General features: G+C 45.4%; 17 protein-coding genes. 10 read left to right on the plus strand and 7 right to left on the minus strand.

Annotated elements, in window-relative coordinates; genetic code table 11:
- Nucleotides 1-27 precede the first annotated feature (27 nt).
- Together MASE_RS00380 and MASE_RS00385 are read left to right on the plus strand one after the other, a co-directional pair.
- Complete coding sequence (locus MASE_RS00380; protein ID WP_014947777.1) at nucleotides 28-1797, plus strand: BCCT family transporter; 1770 nt, start codon at nucleotides 28-30, stop codon at nucleotides 1795-1797.
- A gap of 139 nt (nucleotides 1798-1936) precedes the next feature.
- A complete protein-coding gene (locus tag MASE_RS00385; RefSeq protein ID WP_014947778.1) occupies nucleotides 1937-2566 on the plus strand; it encodes a hypothetical protein in 630 nt (209 codons plus the stop codon).
- Between the two features lie 135 nt (nucleotides 2567-2701).
- On the opposite strand, the gene MASE_RS00390 is transcribed toward MASE_RS00385, so the two are convergent.
- A complete protein-coding gene (locus MASE_RS00390) occupies nucleotides 2702-2950 on the minus strand; it encodes a DUF2960 family protein (protein ID WP_014947779.1) in 249 nt (82 codons plus the stop codon).
- Nucleotides 2951-3771: 821 nt separating this feature from the next.
- On the opposite strand from MASE_RS00390, the gene MASE_RS00400 reads away from it, so the two are divergent.
- Nucleotides 3772-4905: a DUF4124 domain-containing protein gene (locus MASE_RS00400; RefSeq protein WP_014947782.1), complete on the plus strand. Its 1134-nt coding sequence runs from the start codon at nucleotides 3772-3774 to the stop codon at nucleotides 4903-4905.
- Between the two features lie 14 nt (nucleotides 4906-4919).
- Here MASE_RS00400 and MASE_RS20125 read toward each other — a convergent pair whose 3' ends face one another.
- Complete coding sequence (locus MASE_RS20125; RefSeq protein WP_232362788.1) at nucleotides 4920-5495, minus strand: HNH endonuclease domain-containing protein; 576 nt, start codon at nucleotides 5493-5495, stop codon at nucleotides 4920-4922.
- A 77-nt stretch (nucleotides 5496-5572) separates the two neighbouring features.
- Complete coding sequence (locus MASE_RS20130; RefSeq protein ID WP_232362789.1) at nucleotides 5573-6616, minus strand: class I SAM-dependent methyltransferase; 1044 nt, start codon at nucleotides 6614-6616, stop codon at nucleotides 5573-5575.
- A gap of 235 nt (nucleotides 6617-6851) precedes the next feature.
- On the opposite strand from MASE_RS20130, the gene MASE_RS00410 reads away from it, so the two are divergent.
- The 3 genes from MASE_RS00410 (at nucleotide 6852) to MASE_RS00420 (ending at nucleotide 10195) form a co-directional block, all read left to right on the plus strand.
- Nucleotides 6852-8945: a TonB-dependent siderophore receptor gene (locus MASE_RS00410; protein WP_014947783.1), complete on the plus strand. Its 2094-nt coding sequence runs from the start codon at nucleotides 6852-6854 to the stop codon at nucleotides 8943-8945.
- A 167-nt stretch (nucleotides 8946-9112) separates the two neighbouring features.
- The gene (locus MASE_RS00415; protein WP_014947784.1) at nucleotides 9113-9643 is read left to right on the plus strand and encodes a hypothetical protein; all 531 of its coding nucleotides are present in this window, start codon (nucleotides 9113-9115) and stop codon (nucleotides 9641-9643) included.
- 3 nt (nucleotides 9644-9646) lie between these two features.
- Nucleotides 9647-10195: a hypothetical protein gene (locus MASE_RS00420; RefSeq protein ID WP_148275214.1), complete on the plus strand. Its 549-nt coding sequence runs from the start codon at nucleotides 9647-9649 to the stop codon at nucleotides 10193-10195.
- A gap of 73 nt (nucleotides 10196-10268) precedes the next feature.
- Here the strand turns inward: MASE_RS00420 and MASE_RS00425 are convergent, their stop codons facing one another.
- On the minus strand, nucleotides 10269-11489 hold the full coding sequence (locus MASE_RS00425; protein ID WP_014947786.1) for an acyl-CoA dehydrogenase family protein: 1221 nt from the start codon (nucleotides 11487-11489) through the stop codon (nucleotides 10269-10271).
- 213 nt (nucleotides 11490-11702) lie between these two features.
- Here MASE_RS00425 and MASE_RS00430 point away from each other — a divergent pair, with 213 nt between their 5' ends.
- The 4 genes from MASE_RS00430 (at nucleotide 11703) to MASE_RS00445 (ending at nucleotide 16230) form a co-directional block, all read left to right on the plus strand.
- Nucleotides 11703-12626 (plus strand): LysR family transcriptional regulator, encoded by a 924-nt coding sequence (locus tag MASE_RS00430; RefSeq protein WP_014947787.1) that lies wholly within the window; start codon nucleotides 11703-11705, stop codon nucleotides 12624-12626.
- Nucleotides 12627-12754: 128 nt separating this feature from the next.
- Nucleotides 12755-13516, plus strand: coding sequence for an MBL fold metallo-hydrolase (locus MASE_RS00435; RefSeq protein WP_014947788.1), 762 nt, complete (start codon nucleotides 12755-12757; stop codon nucleotides 13514-13516).
- Nucleotides 13517-13729: 213 nt separating this feature from the next.
- Nucleotides 13730-15115: a YcjX family protein gene (locus tag MASE_RS00440; protein WP_014947789.1), complete on the plus strand. Its 1386-nt coding sequence runs from the start codon at nucleotides 13730-13732 to the stop codon at nucleotides 15113-15115.
- A gap of 2 nt (nucleotides 15116-15117) precedes the next feature.
- Nucleotides 15118-16230, plus strand: a complete 1113-nt coding sequence (locus MASE_RS00445; protein WP_014947790.1) for a YcjF family protein — start codon at nucleotides 15118-15120, stop codon at nucleotides 16228-16230.
- 98 nt (nucleotides 16231-16328) lie between these two features.
- Here MASE_RS00445 and MASE_RS00450 read toward each other — a convergent pair whose 3' ends face one another.
- From MASE_RS00450 to MASE_RS00460, 3 genes are all read right to left on the minus strand, one after another.
- Nucleotides 16329-17555 carry a threonine/serine exporter family protein gene (locus tag MASE_RS00450; RefSeq protein WP_014947791.1) on the minus strand — a complete coding sequence of 409 codons (1227 nt, stop codon included), beginning with the start codon at nucleotides 17553-17555 and terminating at the stop codon, nucleotides 16329-16331.
- A 229-nt stretch (nucleotides 17556-17784) separates the two neighbouring features.
- Nucleotides 17785-18918: a 2-iminoacetate synthase ThiH gene (thiH, locus tag MASE_RS00455; RefSeq protein WP_014947792.1), complete on the minus strand. Its 1134-nt coding sequence runs from the start codon at nucleotides 18916-18918 to the stop codon at nucleotides 17785-17787.
- Nucleotides 18915-19685, minus strand: a complete 771-nt coding sequence (locus tag MASE_RS00460) for a thiazole synthase (RefSeq protein ID WP_014947793.1) — start codon at nucleotides 19683-19685, stop codon at nucleotides 18915-18917. The genes thiH and MASE_RS00460 overlap by 4 nt, the downstream gene beginning before the upstream one ends.
- Nucleotide 19686 lies beyond the last annotated feature (1 nt).

Genomic DNA, 19686 nt, shown 5'->3' on the forward strand with positions numbered 1-19686 from the left:
CTATAAAAACAAAACAAAGGATCGTGTATGAGTAGTAATACCCGAGATGCGGCCTCCTCCAAGGCCATTATTAAACAGGAAGGCGCGTTTAGCGTAATCGACAAGCCCACTTTTTTTGGCTCTCTAATTCTTCTTCTCTCTGTCACCATTCCTCTAATTATTTGGCCGGACCAAGGCGCACAGTGGGTGGCAGCTGCAAAAGACTTCGTAACCAGTAAACTTGGTGTTTTATATCTCTTGCTTGGTGTTGGCGCTGGTGGGTTCATGGTTTACATCATGTTCAGCGACATCGGGCAAATAAAACTAGGCGACCCGGAAGAGAAGCCCGAGTTCTCGCCAGTATCATGGGCTGCCATGCTGTTTTGTGCAGGCATTGGCGCGTCTATTTTGTATTGGTCCATGATTGAATGGGTGTACTACTACCAAGCGCCACCGTTTCATATAGAAGGTGAAACTCCAGAAGCCGCAAAATGGGCTGCAGCCTACGGTATCTTTCATTGGGGCCCGCTTGCCTGGGCAATTTACCTCATTCCTGCCGTACCTATTGCGTACTTCTACTATGTGCGCAATCACAGCGTACTTAAAATATCTGAAGCACTCATGCCGGTTATTGGCGAGAAAATGGCTCACGGCTGGCTGGGTAAAATCATCGACATCAGCTTTATCTTCGGAATGTTAGGCGGCGGGGCGACCACGTTAGGTTTGGCTGCGCCTATGATCAACGAAGGGGTGCACGAACTATTCGGCGTACCTAAATCGCTTACCACCCAAGTTCTGGTGCTTGTAACCTGTACAGCTATCTTTGGCTACAGCGCGTATGTAGGTTTAAAGAAGGGCATTAAGCTGCTGTCAGACATTAACTTTTGGCTGGCCATAGGGTTGCTACTATTTATATTTGTTGTGGGGCCTACGTTGTTTATGGCCAATACCGGCCTAGATGCTTTGGGCAGAGTACTTAGCAACATCATTAAAATGGCTACCTGGCTAGAGCCTTTTGCTGAATTTAATGGCTTTCAAAACACGCATTTCCCTCAAGACTGGACCATATTCTATTGGGCATGGTGGCTGGTATTTGCACCGAGCGTAGGGCTTTTTATCGCGCGCATTTCAAGGGGGCGCACCATTCGCACTATGGTCGCGGGCTCCATGTTCTTCGGCACCATGGGCTGCTTTTTGTTCTTCATGGTAATGGGGAATTATGGCTTGTATTTGCAGCTTTCGGGTGAACTAGACGTGGTGAGTATTCTTAACCAAGAAAGCCCTACGGCCGCGATTTTCGCCATGCTACACACGCTGCCATTGGACTACATAGTCATTTTTGTATTCACCTTGTTAGCGCTAATCTTTACCGCAACTACCTTCGACTCCATTTCTTACATTCTGGCAGCTGTAGTGCAAAAAGAAGTAGACGAAGAGCCATTGCGATGGAATCGTTTGTTCTGGGCATTCGCGCTATCGTTTATGCCTATAGTGCTTATGTTTGTAGGTGGGTTAGAAACGCTTCAAACGGCGTCGATAATAGGGGGCGTTCCGCTATTAGCTGTGGCCTTAATGTTATGTATTGCCATAGTGCGGGCGGCCAATTACGACATGCGTTACCAGCCCGATTACTCGGTAAAAGAAATCAATATAGGGGAATTCCCCGACGACGACCCGTGGAGCGAAGAAGGTACATGGGATATTGATGAAGAAGGCGAAGAGAGTGATGGCGAAACACCTATTGCTGCAAAGCCTAAACAAAGACCGCCAAAAGGCCACGTGGAGGGCGACCCGCACAGTAGACCGTCGCGGTTGTAGCTTTTATCGTATCTGAATGAAACAAACGCCGCACAAGGGCGGCGTTTGTATTAGCTGAGCACAATTAGCGTACCCTAAAAAAGAGACTGTGGTACAGTAATGATGGTTTGCACCCTTTCAACTTTACGTATGTAGCAGAATGTCAGTTAAGAATTATCAGAGATTCTATCAGCCACTAAACGCGGTACATTCGGCTGATTTTAATCGCTGCATTTACTGCGGCTGCGAAGCTGCACGGCAAGACTTTATTCCACCCATAAAATTCATTCACGACTGGCAAGACGGACACCTACAGGCCGATTTTATTTCCGTGCCTGCATGCAACGAATGCACTGATCTTTTAAAAAATGAAAACAACGCCACGCTAGAACCCAGAATAACCGTGTTAAAAAAGCGGTTGGCGGAAAAGTACAAAAAGGCAATTCGGGTGTTTAACCACTGGAGTATGGAAGAAATTGAAGAAATGGACGCGGCATTTCAAATAAGCCTAAAAGGCGGCATGCGATTAGGCAAAGAAACCCTTTCCCGCCTTCAATTTGCAGGGTTTGATTATGAAGTGAATGGGAGTATTACGCGGGTGGTAAAACCTCAGCGCGAGGTGTTTAAAGTGTTCGACGAAGAGTTTAGCAGCTTTAGAGAAGCACTAGCCTTTGCCAGCGCTACCTACAAAATAAAGAAAAGCCGACTAAGTCAGCTTTATTTCGATAATGATGAAAGCTTTGACAGGGCGATTGAGGCTTTTCATGGGCTAGTTGAGGGTAACCCATAAAGCATTGATTGGTAGCTTTGCACTCCGGAGTCAGAGGTTCGAACACTATCGAGCCCTCCATTTTTAAGACTTGGCCGTTAATCCCCAAAAGCAAAGTAGTTCAAAGGTCTAGTATGTGTTGAAAGGGCGCAACCATCATTCTTGCCCGTTTTTTAAAAAATACAAATCAGAAAACCCCATTTTTGCAAATTCGGTATCTCTGAAGTTTCTTACGGTTTTTTTGTCTTTACTGATAGCGGCAAGTTGCTGTTCAGTTTGCAGGAACTGGGAAAGGTCTATTCCCTCAGCTTCGGCCACGGCTTCATGCATATTTTGATGGCGGCTGTAAGAAAAGTTTATCTCTTTTGCCACACCTTTAAACTTATAACGTACTTTATGGGCCATGTTCTACTCAAGTTGGTCGATGTAATTCAAAAACTGTTTAAACGCTATTATAAACTCAATTAGCGCTAATAATTAGCGTATTAAAAAAAGCGGGTGGCAAAACCACAGCGTGAGGTGTCCGATGAAGAATTTAGTCGCTTTAAAGAAGCGCGAGCCTTTTGCCAGAGCGACATACCAAATAAAGAAAAGCCGGCTGAGCCAGCTTTATTTCGACAATGATGAAAGCCTTGATAGGGCGATTGAGGGTTAACCCATGAAAAGCTGAGCAATGGCTTTTCACTCCGGAGGCAAAGGTCATAGGTTCAAGTTCAAAGTCGGTTATACTCTCAGTCAACTGAAAACCCCTTCTTTTTGCATTCATATCGCTGCTTTTTAAGGCTTCGCAGTTGTTCCTTCAATTGTTCGCCTTCCCTCATACTGTAACCAGCACGCATCCTGGAGTTAATTGTGTCTATACGCTTTTCTATACCGGAGCATTGGTATTTGGAAGGTATAAATTGAGAGTTGGCAACTGAATTTGTAGCGGCAAGCATAAATAGAGCTAAGGCGATCGTCTTCTTCATTTTCATCCTTGAGAATTTATCTAGCCTCACAATGTTGCTAAGTCAGCTTAGTAAATTGTACTTAAGAGGCTTCGTGGTTACTTTGACATAAACATAGCGTCTGTTAGGCAGTTTAAGGTTGTTTCGGAATTATCAGTGTTTTCGATTAATAACTATGTATAGAAATTCACACCTATTTAGATTGGTAAATTTTTGATTCTTGCGAGGCGTTGTACTGTGATAGTAAATCAAGTTATGTAAAGGTGTTGAAGGGATAGCATGGCAAGCAAAAATGGAATTGGCTCAAAGTTTTTTATAGTCACAAGTGTGCTAACTATTAATAGTTTAGGGGTTTTGTATTTCGCGAGAGACAACTTTGAACTACCTCAGTTTCTTAACATTGCCTTTGAGTTTGTAGAAGCCAAACTTTATGACAAAAGCGATCATAAAAGTCTATTACGTCGTACGCCACATTCTTCCACAGATGTTTCTCAAGCACAGAGGGGCTTAGAAATTGAAACATATTCTGAAGTCAAATCTAAGCTAAGCAATACAGGGTTTGATGAGCATGCAGCTCCACACACTCATAAATGTTTAGACAAGATAAAACCACCCGAGAGAAAGATCATTTATACATGGACAGATGGGAAAGGCGTTAAGCATATAAGTGACTCTCCTAGGAAGCTGAACAGTAATACTTCAGTACAAGTAGCCAAAATAATTAACCCAGAGGCTATTTCGCTTAACTTTCTCTCGCATAATTTACCGTTTGACGTTCAGCGCGCGGTACGAGGAAGAGTACAAGAAGCATTAGATGCTTTTGCGCCAGTTACACCTACAGAATCAATGGTTCCTGTTGTAGCTAACATAAGGAGTTTCAGTGATAAAGGTGAGTATGAAAAATACAGTAAGCGTTTTAATCTTTCTAAATCCACAAGCACAGGCTTTTACTCTTCGGGCAGAAATGAATCTGCCATTTTAATTCGGGACAATAAGGAAACACTCCGAACTATAACGCATGAGGTAATGCATACCATTAATCGATACTGGTATGGCCAAGTGGCGAAATGGTTGAATGAAGGAATGGCGGAATATTCAGAGACCCCGGGAAGTTTGACTAACAGCGCATGGGTTAATCATTTCAAAAGTAATCAGCCGCTAGCATTGACGACACTCTTTGAAGGGACGGAGAGCAGTTGGCGCAAAGATCCGCATCAATTCTATGCTTCTAGTTGGGCTTTCGTTGCTTTTCTAATGAGCGACAACCAAGATTTTATGAGCCGACTTTTGCTGTTAGAAAGCGAAAATGGCTGTGAAGAGATTTCTATGAGCGATATTCAGCGATTATACGGTAGAAATATCGGAGCGCTGAACGGTGATTTTCGACGCTGGTTTAGAATTAAGTTTCAATAAACTATCTTCCAATGTTATCTCCAATCCTCCAACTGCTGCAACGCCTTAATACGGTCACGTTGCAGAGCGAGCGCTTCAAACACGTCATCAAAGTTTGCGTTATTTGGCTTAAGGTTAGGTAGGGCCAAGTTTGCTTGACTGAAAAACTCAGTTTTATTGTTTTGCCAGCCTTGTTTCCACCACGAAATAATTAGGTCGCGAGAGTTGGCAAGCTTCAATCCTGTGGGCAATTTATCGGATTTCCTAGCGTTTATAGTTGATTTAGTGGGTAGTAAATTCCATAGGTCGTTATTGGGCCATCTCGCAAAAGGAAATGCATGATCGATAGCGTAGCCAGAAAGTTTTAGCCGCTTTCCAGACCAGCAGCATGCAACGCCTTCATTAGTAAGTAACTCATTAACCCGTTTTCGAATTTTAGAAGTAGAGCGTTCTGGGTCTTCCCACCGAAGGGCATTAAGATAATCGACTTTAGTAAACGGCCTTTGTTTGTTTAAACCATAACCTGCCATTAAAGACGACCACTCGTTAATCAAAGTCGGCTCTATCCACACGCTAAACTGAGTTAATGAATCCCAAATATGCACGGGCACATAGAACTTTCCTAACGAAGACAAAAACTCGAAGTCTAGTAACAAATCGTTTTTAGGTTTTCGAGTTAGATTAAGCTCTACATGAAAACACCTATATCAGTGCCAGGCAACGTGGTGTGCTTAGCGGGCATGTTTTTTACAGTAGAAGCGATGTCTTTTAGAGTTCGGTAAATCGCTTGCACCGTTGCACTATCTGAATAGTGCGCACCAATATAAAAATCATTACTAGAAAATGCTGTAATTTGCTGCCAACCGTCAGTTTTAATAAACCCCAACCCTCTACTAGAGTTGCTGCTTTGTTGCATTTCGAACTTATCAATTAACGGTTTATAAAGCTTCAACCAATAAAGAGCTACTAATCCAACAGGCAGAATAACGTGTTCGTTAGTTTGTTCTATAACCGCGCCCGGATGGCCTTCGGCTATTCTGAGTAGTGTCCGTAAAAGTGCAACCTTGTATGTTGAGGATTTACTGTCGTTTATTACGATGTTTCTAATTAAAGGAAATGCGCCTGTACCGTTATCGGGAAGTGTAAGCAAAACCGTTTGCCATTGAACGTCAGCGCGGCCTAGCTCATCGTTTGACTTTTCAGGAGTAAGCAGTCGATAGGAAAGCCCGAATTGACTTGCAAACTTAGCCAGTTCATCTGCTGAAACAGGGTACATAGTGCGTTCGTCAGCGCAACTGCCATGGCGTAAAGATATAACTAGTTTACCGCTGGGTTTCAGTAAAGAGGATAGCTTTCTAAAAGAGCGCTCTCGCTCCGACGGCGTGATATGCATCCAAACTGCACTTAGCAGGATCAGGTCAAACTTTGTTTGTAAGCGAAAAACTTCGGTCAGTTCAGGTAATGAATCGGATAGCCAGTGAATAGGGTTTGCAACAGTATATTCTTGTGCAATTTCTCGAATACCTACAGCTGGTTCCACAGCAACTACACTAAGGCCTTTCGCAGCTAGATAGCGAGCATCCCGACCGGAGCCTGCACCCACATCAAGTACCATTCCTTCTTTAGGTATAGCCTTTAGCCAGTCTTTGTGAACAGTCTCAAAAGGAACACTGTCGTATTGTTTCACTAATGCTGATGCATTGGCCGAGTAGTACGTTATATTAGTCGTCAAACCTTTAACTTATTCGCAAGTCCATTAAGAACCTCTACTTCTAATTCATTTGTATAGCAAACACAAGCTAACCTTTTCAGCTCAAGTGTATTGGAAAGACGACCTTTACCATTTTGTAAAATCTCTTTTTAGAAACTTAAATAGCAATAATTATCATTTAAATTAGCTTTAATTTATCTTATACTCCCCCGCCGTAAAGTTCTTAACCCTTCATAACCAAATAACAGAGAAAACCATGAAACTAAGCAGTTTATTTGCACTAACGCCTATCGCGTTTGCTTTGTCGGTAAATGCGCAAACAACTCAAAGCGATACAGTAGAAGTTAAAGAAGCAGACGTAGAAAAAATTCGTATTGTAGGTGTTCGCCAAAACCGTGTTAGTCGCGGTGCAACTGGCTTAACCATGGAAATCAGTGAAACGCCTCAGTCTATCAGTATTCTTTCTGAAGACCTTATGCAGTCGTTCGGTGCGTTCAACATTAACGACGCACTAAAGCTAGCACCAGGTATCAACGTAGAAGAGTGGGAAACTAACCGTACTAACTACACCGCACGTGGTTTTGAAATTAAAAACACCCAAATTGATGGTGTAGGCCTGCCTAACGACTGGGGTATTGTTACCGGTTCGGTTGAAGCTTACGGCTACGAAGAAATTGAAGTTATTCGTGGTGCGAACGGCCTGCTTACTGGTGTAGGTAACGCGTCAGGCACCATCAACTATGTGCGCAAGCGTCCTACTAACGAAGAAGGCGGCGAAGTGGGTGCAAGCATTGGCTCTTACAACTTCAAGCGCGTTCAAGGCGATTACTCTATGCTGCTTACAGAAGACGGCAGCTGGGCGGCGCGTGTAGTAGGTAGCTTTGAAGATAAAGAGTCTCACCTAGATGGTTTAGAAAACGATCGCGGCTTTGTATACGGCGTTATTGACGGTCAGCTAACGGATAACGCAACGATAACCTTCGGTTTGTCATACCAAGATGCTAATACCGACGGCAACACGTGGGGCGGGCTAGTATTCAACTATACCGACGGTACGCAAGCCGAGTGGGATATTAATGACACCACTACGCAAGAATGGACCAAGTGGGATACTGAAACCACTAACGCCTTTGTTGAGCTAGACTATGAGTTCGACAACGATTGGCAATTGCTACTTAGCTATAACTTCCGTGGTTACGAAGATGAAAGTAAGCTGTTTTATGCTTACGGTGCCATTGATAAAGAGACTGGCCTTGGTTTAGTTGGCTGGCCAGGTCGTTACGATTCTGAAATTGACTCTCACCTGTTAGAAGGCCGTGTATTCGGTGATTTCGAGCTGTTTGGTCGCAGCCATGAAGTTAACTTTGGTGTAAGTCACGCTACTAGCGACGACGTGTCTTTTGTTCATGCGTTTGACTACGCTACTACTCCTGCATACGGCCCAACACCAGCATTCCCTTACGGCTTGGATGCGATTGCTGAGCCAGAGTGGTTAGGTGTGTCTGAGTACTCAAATATTGAGCAAACACTAACGCGTTACTTCGGCTCTGCTCGATTCAGCGTAACAGACGCAATGCACATCATTGCTGGTTTTAACGCGATCGACTTCGAGCGTACGGGCCAAAACGCAGGCGCGGTTATCGATAACTCAGAAAGCGAAGCCAGCCCTTATGTTGGTGCGACTTACGCGGTAACAGAAGATGTTAATGCTTACGTGAGCTACTCTGACGTGTATCAGCCACAAGAACAGTATGACGTAAACGGCCAATACCTTGACCCAACTAAAGGTAAGAACTTTGAAGCGGGCTTCAAGGCACAGTGGTTCGACGACAGACTACTAACAACTTTCGCTTACTTCACCGCTGAACAAGATAACTTGGCAGCATATGCAGGTACTAACCCTGAAACTCTTCAGTACTACTACAAAGGTGTATCAGTAGAGTCTGACGGTTTTGAAATTGAGCTAGCGGGTCAGTTAACTGATGATCTACGCATTAACGCGTCTTACACCAACATTGATGTAGAAGACGAGCAAGGTAACGACGCTAACCTATGGGCACCACGTGATGTAGTGACGTTCCAACTAGGTTACACCGTACCGCAAGCGCCAGAAATTGAAGTAGGTTTTGGCGGTAGATGGCAGTCTGAAATTAGCAACGTAGACTACAATGTTAAGCAGGGCGCTTACTTCTTAGGCAACGTTTATGCTTCACATGCGTTTACAGAAGATTTCACCGTTCGCATGAACATCAACAATATCTTCGACAAGAAGTACATTAACAGTCTACATACGGTTGGTTACTACGGTGCGGGGATCAACGCTCAGTTGAGTGCATCATATACGTTCTAATATGAACCAAAACATGAATAATTAAAATGCGGCTTAGGCCGCATTTTTTGTTTGTGATTCATCACTAATGGAACAGTTTGCTTAGACTCTTAATTTAAATTTTTATTAATTGATTAAAATTAGACCAGTTGCTATTGTTTTAAAACGTTCAGAAGATGGAGTTTCAAATGAATAAACACTTAAACAAAGTGTTCCCAAATGCCGTTAAGTTGTCAGTACTAACGTTAGGTGTTTTTCTTGGCGGCCACCTCGCCGCACATACCGATAAACAAAACTACGAAACAATCGACGTAGTGGGTGAGAAAACTTCTCCCCAACTGAAGCGTGCATTCGACAAGCAGCGTTTCGAGTTCCTAGAGTTGTATAACAGCATTAATGAGGTCGCAAAGTTCGACGTAATCTGTAAATACCACAAGCCAATTGGAAGCCAAATTGCCCGTAAAAATTGCGAACCGCGCTATGTGAAAGACTTTCGTTCAATGATGATGCAAGTCTCGTCGACTAAACCGGGAATCGATTTTAACCGCTTACCCAGTGATGATCATATTCGCTTTCTTACTAACGACACGAGAGAAGAGGCATTCGAGCACGTAGCAGCGTTGATTGCCACACATCCAGAACTATTTGATAGCTTTACTAAACTAGACGCTATTCACCAGCGCATTGAGCAGCGTAAAGAAGAAGTTTACGAAGATTAATTCATGACAATCACAGGAATTAAGATGAACCGTATTCTTAAAAAACATTTCGCACTAAGCGCTGCTTTAGCGCTTTTTTCGCTAACCAGTGGCCACGCAATGGCCCAGTTAGATAAGCAGAAAGTTGAGCGAATCGATGTTGTGGGGCAGAAAACAACGCCTCAACTCGTAACAGCTTTTGAGCAAGAGCGCTTTGCTTTTTTGGAGCTCTACAACGAAATTAACAACGTAGCTAAGTTTGACATGATATGTCATCGCAGTAAGCCCACCGGCAGCCAAATTGTGCGTAAGCATTGCGAGCCTAGGTACTTGAAGTCTTACAGGTCCATGATGATACAAAAAGCCAGCAACACGTCGACTAGCGATAATACGTACATCAACTTTGGTCTATTACCTCATGATGACGACATTAAATTTCTTACCAAAAATACTCGTGAAGAAAATCACGACCATGTTGCAGCATTAATCGCAACACACCCAGAGTTATGGGAAAGCTTCAAAAAGCTTGATGCTATTCACCGTAAAATAAAGCAACGGGAAGAAGGCAACTAGCGCTGTCCAGTTCAGCTGTTTAACCTATAAAAAATGCGGCTTAATGAAGCCGCATTTTTTGTATCAATTATGACTACTGATATTTCTTAAGCTCTAGTCGTGACACCATGCCTTTATGCACTTCGTCAGGGCCATCAGCTAACCGAAGGGCTCTTGCACCAGCGGCAAATCGCGCCAGTGGGAAGTCGCTACACATACCCGCACCGCCGTGAATTTGTAGTGCCATATCCACCACGCTTTGTAGCATATTCGGCACCACCACTTTAATGGCTGAGATTTCGGTCATAGCGTGCTTTACGCCTAAGTTGTCAATTTTCCAAGCGGCGTGGAGCGTGAGCAAACGCGCTTGCTCAATAGCCATGCGAGCATCGGCTACGCGTTCTAAGTTGCCACCTAAGCGTATGATTGGTTTACCAAACGCAACCCGTTCGTGACCGCGTTTAAGTGCAAGCTCTAGCGCTTTTTCTGCCATGCCGATAGCGCGCATGCAGTGGTGAATACGGCCTGGGCCCAAACGCCCTTGTGCAATAGCAAAGCCTTTGCCTAAACCCATAATTAGGTTGTCTTTGCTCACGCGCACATTATCGAAATGCATCTCCCCGTGGCCGTAAGGCGCATCGTAATCGCCGTAGGCATCTAGCATGCGCTTAATGGTAATTCCAGGCGTATCAAGCGGCACTACGACCATACTGTGGCGACTGTGCTTGTCGTTATCGGGGTTAGATAAGCCCATGAATATGGTTATAGCAGCATTAGGATGGCCTAACCCTGTCGACCACCACTTTTTACCGTTAATGACTACGTCATCGCCATCTTCAATAATGGTTGCGGCCATATTGGTGGCGTCAGACGAAGCAACATCAGGCTCTGTCATACCAAACACTGAGCGTATTTCACCTGCTAGCAATGGTTTAAGCCATTTCTCTTTTTGGGCGTCGCTGCCGAAGTGATACAGCACTTCCATATTGCCGGTATCAGGCGCATTACAGTTAAAAATCTCTGGTGCAAAGAGGTATTTTCCCATGCGCTCTGCCATAGGTGCATATTCAAGTGTGGTAAGGCCTTGGCCTAGCTCGGCATCGGGCAAAAACAGGTTGGCTAACCCTGCTTCACGCGCTTTAGCTTTAAGCGCTTCAGTACCAGGGTGCAGCTTCCAGCTTTTCCAGTCGCCGTGATTATTCTCTTTGTGGTGAAAGTCGTAAACTTCATCTTCAATTGGCGCTATATGCTCGGCTATAAAATTATCGAGCTTCTCTAGTAAGGCTTTGGTTTTGTCGTTATGTGAAAAATCCATAGGGCACCTTTTTACATTCGTTGAAATTGTACTAATTAAATATAGAGAGTATTTGCTTCGCATCTCGCACTTGGGTCGCCGCAAGTTAAAATGTAGGGGCTGTCTCTAAAGCGTGCGATAACTGTTCGTTAAACGCATAGTAGAGAAAGTTGTTAAGTGAATGAAATGAAATATAATCCTTAAATGGTGTGAATCTCATTCATGGTGTTGACAATGTTTGAAAATAGACAATTCGAGAAGTTGGATCTAAACCTGCTAAAGGTTTTTGAAGCGCTTTGGCAGCATAGGAATATGACCCGCGTAGCTGAAGCGCTTCACATTACGCCATCGGCCGTTAGCCATGCCATGCGCAGGTTTAGGCATATTTTGGGCGACCCACTTTTTGTTAAAGAAAAACAAAGCATGTTGCCTACTGCGGCCTGCGAACGGTTAGCGCCCGCTATTCTAAAAGCCTTAAGCGATATTCGAAAAGCATTGGGGGAGTTTGCCGACTTCGACCCGTTACACAGCCATCAGCGCTTTGTTATTGCCATGCAAGAGTCTCTTGAATTAGGCGTTTTACCTGTCCTGCTTTCAACCCTTGAAAAACAAGCACCTAATGTCGAAATAGTAAGCACTCGCTTACATCGAGATACAATGCTGGCAGACTTAACAAATCGAAACCTCCACCTTGTTATTGATATTGGTCGCGCTGTTGCTGCGCCCATCTCTCACTCACTATTGCGCCGCGACACCTACAAGGTGCTTATGAATAAGCAAAACCCGTTGGCACAAAATATAGATAAGAAGAAGTATGTGGCGGCACGCCATATAACGGTGTCGAATCGAGCAAAAGGGGCGTCGGTAGAAGAAATTGCGCTGCAGCAACTAGGTATAAGCCGTCCTTCATTATGGCGTTGCCAAAACTATCGCGCCGCGGCAGATGTGGTGGCTAGCACTAACGCTTTGTTAACTTTGCCAGGCTCTGTGGCCGATGCGGTAAGCGATGATAACCTGATTAGCACCAAATTGCCGTATCAGCTACCCGCGTTGGAAACACACCTTTACTGGCATAGCCAGCAGGAAGGTGAGCCCGGGCTAATGTGGTTACGCAATTTAATGCTACACTTGTTCGCTGAATCTGGTCTTACAAGATAGGTTCTGATAGGATTCAGCGCTATAGGCATTATCACGCAGCCCACACTTTGCCAGCGATTAGCGGGGTTTAGTGCTAGCGTGCATGAGTTATGTCAGATAGCACGTGTTCTGGTGAAAAGGAAGCAGTAATGAATATTCACACACTTGCAGGCTACATACAGCATATTTATCTTGTTGAAGACAGCAAGGGGTTGCTATTGCTTGATGGCTGTAGCCGCGCCGATGTAGACAACGTGTGTCGATACATTACGCAAACCTTAGGTCGTCCGTTAAGTGACTTAAAGCTGATTGTGGTTACACATATGCATCCAGATCACGCCGGAGGCGCCATTAAACTGCGTGAACGTACTGGTGCGCAGGTGGCATCTCACCCCAAAGCCATTAATTGGTATGCTGGGTTTGCTGGGCGTACTGCTCACGGCATAGATTTGTTGCTAACCTGGTGGGTGGCCAATCGTATTGGCAAGCCAAGAATGCCCATTTGGTACAACCCAATACTAGCGCCAGACATGACGCTTGCCGACAATCAGTTACTGCCCGGTTTTCCTGACTGGCAGGTTATGTACACGCCGGGTCATACCGACCACGATTTAACGCTTAAGCACATTCCCACGCAGCAGGCTTACATTGCCGATGTATTGGTACAGGTGAAAGGTGAACTAGTACCGCCATATCCGTTATGTCACCCAAACCAATATCGCGAAAGCTTAAAGAAGCTGGCCCAGTCACATATTGATACATTCTTTTGTGCTCACGTTCCGCCCACCAAAAAGTCGGATATCGATTTTGAACACGTTATTGAAAACGCGCCGCGCAAACCTAAGAATCACTGGCACTCCAGTAAAAATCGCATAAAGAAAAAGCTATTCAATAAGACTCGCGAGCATTAGTTTATTAGCCGTCGTTAGCGTTATTTATTTTACGCAGCGTCGTGTTTAGCTGGCACTGCCCTTGCTTTTCCCCCTTAATAACCACATTAATCCTATAGGCATATCTATAATAACGAGAGGGCAATAATGTATCGGCCGCACTCTCTGGATATTATTTTTAAAGGTTTAGGTTTAAGGGAATAGGAACTGCAAAGGCAGAATACAAACAAAATAATGCAAAAAAATATCGCTACGCTTTTTGACAAAACTCGGGCAATGGCGTCGCTAACTGGCGACAAACTTAGCAGTGTGTTTAACAAAGAAACTCACAGATTCACCATTACCGGGCTAAGTCGAAGCGGTAAATCTATGCTGTTCACCAGCCTTATCACTATGCTGAAAAGCCGTAGTGAAGAGGGCTATGCGTGTTTGCCTTTGCTACGTTATTTGCCGCCATCCCAAGTGCTTGATATGCGCATAGAGCCCATTGAAGGCTACAAACCGTTCCCGCATATACAGAACATTGCTGATCTTGAAAACGGCCAATGGCCTAAAGCCACCGAAGAAGCATTCGGTTTTAAGCTGGTGGTGCGTTTAAAAGAAACCGCCTCATTGAAGCGTCATGTACTGCCTCATAGCGATGTGGTGTTTGAGTTTATCGATTACCCTGGAGAATGGGTGACCGACATTCCCATGCTAAGTAAAACCTATGCTCATTGGTCAGACTCTGCGTGGGCTCAGCTTAGCAGTGGGCCGCAGCAGTATTTTGCCAACCAGTGGAAAGCGTTTGTTAATCAGTTTGATTTTGAGCAAGAGCCAACCGAACAACGTATTCAGCTGCTGGTTAATGCCTATCGCGATTATTTAGTAGACGCGAAGGCCAACGGCATATCTCTTCTTCAACCGGGCAGTTTTTTATTGGAATCGAGCGACTTCGATTGGCAGGCCTTTGGTTTTACGCCGCTTCCGTCTAGCATCACCAGCGATGTATCACATCCTTGGTTTAAAATATTCGACAAGCACTTTGCTAAATTCCAAAGTGGGTGGTTAACGCCGCTGAAGCAGTCCATTTTCAAAGAAACCGACAAGCAAATTATTCTTGTCGATTTGTTTGAAGGGCTTAACCACAGCAGACAGCATTTGTATCAGTTAAAGGAAACTCTTAGTCATCTGGCCGACACCTTTGTGTACGGGCAAAGCACGTGGTTTTCACGCAATGTGCTGAAAAAAGAACAAATAGGCAGAGTGGCGTTTGTGGCCACTAAGTCTGATTTAGTGCCTGTAAGTCAGCGCGCTAACTTACTTAATTTACTTACCCAGATAACCGAAGGCGCGAGAGCACGGTTTGACGGTAAACCCATACAATTCGAGCATTTTTTAGTGTCTAGCATGCAAGTAACCGACGAAGGTAGTAATGATGATGCTATTCGTTATAAAGACACTGATGGCCGCTATGTAGAGTCTACGTTCGAACCTATTCCCAGCACTCTGAAAGAGATGGAAGAGGGTAGCCACTTTCCAGTACCTGATGTGAGTGTACCTAGCGATTTTAAGGCGCGTATTTTAGCGGGTAAGGGCGTAGATAGATTGCTTCAGTTTTTACTGGGCAAAGGAGAGTAAGAATGAGCGATAAACCTTATACATTTGACGAAAGCCCAGAAGAAACAAGCCAGTCTACGCTTAGAAGCGATGCAATTTACGGCGGTGTCGGTGAGGAAGAGCAGCATAATGCGGTGACTGGTTATGGTAAACCTAATAATGACCATGAAAGGGATGCGGTAACAAAACCGCAGTACAAAACCAAAGTTAAAACACAAACCTTAGACATAGCGCAGCCTGAAACCAAACTTCCGCAACAAGTTACTGAGGATGTATGGGAAGTGGATACAAAAAAAGGTGGCCTGTCGTTAGGTGCGGCAACATTAGGGTTTGGCGTGGTTTCATTAATTGGGTTTTTCGTATTTGAAGCTTATACCACCCTTGCGGCAAACGTTTCCGAGCACCCCATCGGTACAGGTGTACTAGGCGCGCTATTAGTTGCGTTTGTTAGCTGCTTTAGCTTTTTGAGTTTTAAAGAGTGGAGAGGCTACAAGCAAGTAAATACGGCGATGGAAGATGCAAGCGTTATCCGAGATTTGCTGGCTAGTAATGGGACAGAGCCTTCAGCGCAGAAAGAGAGTTCAGCGAAACAAAATCCATCAGCGGGAATAGAAGCATCGCCACAGAAAATTGATCGCGTGCTAAGCCAGCACGGCAAACGCTTTTCGCGAGGGTCTTACGCGGCGCATTGTTTCGACCGTTATAAGCAGCAGCTTCAAGACGATATGTCAGGCCCAGAACGATTAGGCCTGTACGAAGACACGGTACTAAAACCTGTTCAGGAAAAGGCGCACAAGGTGCTGAATAAAGAGTCGGTGACCGCCGGAAGCCTTGCTTTTATAAGCCCCAATAATCTTATTCAAACTTTTGCTGTGGTATGGATTAGCTTTCGTACCATTCGTCGAATGGCCCGCGTGTATGGGCTAAGGCCAAGTACAGCAGGCAACTGGAAGTTGCTTAAAGTGTTGGCGCAAAACATTGCGGCGCAAGGCGTGTTTGACTTAGCTACCGACGAAGTTGCCAATCAAATTGGTGGCAGCTTGTCGGCGAAGTTTATGGAAAATTCTGCTGAAGCGATTGCTGCAGGTGCGCTCAACGCCCGTTTAGGGCGAGCGTTGATCAAGTTACTTAAATAGCGCGTCTTGCCTGCTTGTTAGGCTGCGCTAGTGATTTTGCGCAGCCTAGTGGCACCAGCCGCGCTCTAGCACGAAACTCTTAGGTTACTGTATCAACGTTATAGCGCCTTTTTAGTGGGCACCACCACGTTAGCAAAGATTAATCCCGCCACTAGTGACATAAAGATAAGAAATACTTCCTGCCCCAAATGGTCGGCCTTCACAAAGTCTTGGCCTGTCATAAACGAGTTCAAGCCAATATAGGTCTTAGACCCCGGCACCAGCACTATAAGTCCGTGCATAGCCACAATGGTCGCGGGTTGGTTAGCAATGCGGGTGAACGCATTCGCAAAAATGCCTAATGCAAACGCACCCACGAACGCGCCCAGCCCAGGGCTCATGTAGTCAGAGCTCCATGCGGTAGCACTGTAGGCAATAAATGCTGCTGCCAATGCCCATGGAATGTGTTTAATACGCGTTCTGAATATCGCAACTAGGGCAATACACAGCAAGAATACCGCTAGCCAAGTAGCCCAGTAAGGCAGCGATTCTGCAGGGGTATACACGTTTTCACCAAATGCACTAAAGCCCACTGACACACCCAAAAAAGCACCGAAATACAGCTTAAACAGCTGCATGATGGCGTCCATAGTACGAGCCGTGCCCGACACCATGTTGCGCGATGAAAGCTCGGCAAGGCCCATTGTCAGCGCTAGTCCGGGTACAAATACAATGACCGATGAAAGCACAACCAGCGGAATGTTAATGCCAGGGTCAACGTATTGACCAATAGCACAGGCAAGAATGCCGCCAACGAACGCGGTGACAGGCTCTAGCATCAAGTTTACGCGTTTAGACTGCTGTGCCCATAAGGTCCAAAGATAAGCCACAATACCCAGAGCACCCGACCAGCCAATTTCACTCCAGCTTGCACCCATTAGCATAGCAAACGCGCCGGTGGCCATAGCGAAGGCAACACCTGTCACCCATTTGCCATAAGGGCTGCCCATGGCATCTATTTCATTTAAGCGCTTGTCAGCTTCACTTAAGGTTAATTTGCCCGACAGCAGTTCGCTGGCCAGTTCATCGGTAAGCGACAACGCGTTCATGTCTAATTCGCCAGGAAGCAAACGCGCAGCATGGTTATATTCGTCTTCGTGACGGTCGCTCCAGATAACAAAAGTCAGTGAAGTTGGCGTTGAAATAAATGAAGCGTGTACGCCTAAATATTTAGCGACTTCACCTAGGTAAGCTTCAAGACGGAACGCAGGGGTACCGTACTTGTGCAGCATTTTGCCTAGCTTCACTATAAATCTACGAATTTGAATAAATTCAACGGTATCCAACGCACTGCCCTTTAGTTTTGATAAATCTAATATGAGATAAATGAGACAAAAAAGCCAGACGCATAGGTAAAGTGTCTGGCTAAAATTTGGGCGGATTGTACGGAGGGTTTTGCACGAAAGCAAAACAAATTTTCTCTTATTTTCCCTTACAAAAACTAATCGATTAATCCATTAAAAGTACGCTCTTTTAGCGCGAGTTTTCAAACGAAAAATACAGATATTCTTGCGCTTAAACACGTTCTGTAAACGGCATCCAGTCTTTCCATACGGGTTCCAGTCCTTTCATTGAAAGTGCGCTCACGACATCTGACACAGATCGGTTATCGTCAATATCGAATTGATTTAGTGCCTTCGATGGGGCGCTGTAACCGCCAGGCTGTGTTTGCGAGGCAGCACTCATAGAGGTTATGCCAAGCGGCATTACGCCATCCCGAAATACTGCCGACTCTCGGGTAGACAGCGAGAGTTCTGCTTGTGGGTTAAAAATGCGGTGGGCGCATATTAGCTGCAGCAGATCTCGCTCGTTAGGGAGTTTACGGTTGGTGAGGGCGTTGCCGCCAGTGCTGTTACCTTCACAGCTACGAAGGCGCGGAAAAGCAATAGATACACGGCTTTGCCAGTAGTGTTGCTGTATTAACTTGCCGTGAAGGGCGGTCATGGCGCTATCAACCCGCCAGTCGCCTAAACCCAGTAGTGCGCCAATGCCTATTTTATCAATGCCGGCTTTCCCTATGCGATCGCTTGCTTCCAAGCGCCATAGGAAGTCCTGCTTTTTACCTCGAGTGTGGTAATTAGCGTAATGCTGCGGTGAGTAGGTTTCTTGATACACTAACACCGCGTCTAAGCCCAGCTGCTTCAAGGTTTCATATTGCTCGCGCTTTAAAGGTTGTACCTCCATCATAAGGTAGCTCACCTTCTCGCGAATGGCGCTTAGTGTTTGCTCAAAATATTCCATCCCCACTTTGGTTTCATGTTCGCCAGTAACCAGTAACACCTGTGAAAAGCCTAAATCTTTGATGGCTTCAATTTCGGTCAACACTTCGCTTATAGACAGGGTTTTGCGCTTTATTCTGTTGCTCATTGTAAAGCCGCAATAGGTACATTCGTTGGCACACAAGTTTGATAAATACAAAGGTACAAACAGCTGCATGGTATTGCCAAAGCGATGGCGAGTCATTGCTTTAGCGCGATAGGCCATGGCTTCTAAGTACTTAGCGCCAGCGGGAGAGATCAGTGCCATGAAGTCGTCTAAAGAAAGTGTATCTTTACCTAGCGCTCGTTCTACGTCGCCCGCTGTTTTACTGTTTATCGACATAGCCACATGCGACAAGTCTTGCTGCATTAATGCCTGCGCTACCTTCATACCGCCGGCTCCAAAAAGGCGGTAAGCGGGCTAGAGGCTTGGGCAAAACTGCTGGTAGCACCAAGTCCAGCTTCAAAGGCCTTTCGCCCCGTTTCTACGGCGCTTGCAAAAGCTGCTGCCATAGCAACTGGGTCCTTAGCCGTGGCGATAGCCGTATTTACCAGTACCGCGTCTACTCCCAGTTCCATGGCCGCCATGGCTTGGCTTGGCTTACCAATGCCTGCATCTACAATGACGGGTATCGACGCTTGCTCAACAATAATTTGCAAAAAGGGTTTGGTTTGTAAGCCCTGATTACTGCCAATAGGCGCGCCCAATGGCATAACGGCAGCGCAGCCTACCTCTTCTAAGCGTTTACATAAAACGGGGTCTGCTCCGCAGTAAGGCAAAACGTGAAACCCTTTTTTAACCAGTGCCTCTGCGGCAAGCAGGGTTTCGATGGGGTCGGGCAACAAGTAGCGTTGGTCTGGATGAATTTCCAGCTTCACCCAAGGGCTACCTAATGCTTCGTAAGCAAGTTCGGCGGCGAATATGGCTTCTTTTGCGTTCTTCGCTCCCGACGTATTCGGCAAAAGAGTAACGCCCAATGCTTTTAATGCCGAAAGCGTTTCATCTTGTGAGCTATGGCTGGCGACACGCTTCATTGCCAAGGTCACCATGCTGCTTTTGGCTGCCTGTACCGCGCTTTTCATGGTGTCTGGGTTACTAAATTTGCCAGTGCCAGTTAACAGGCGGGAAGGGAAGGTGTGATTTGCGAGCGTTAGCATT

The organism is Alteromonas macleodii ATCC 27126 (assembly GCF_000172635.2).
Classification (GTDB): Bacteria; Pseudomonadota; Gammaproteobacteria; order Enterobacterales; family Alteromonadaceae; genus Alteromonas; species Alteromonas macleodii.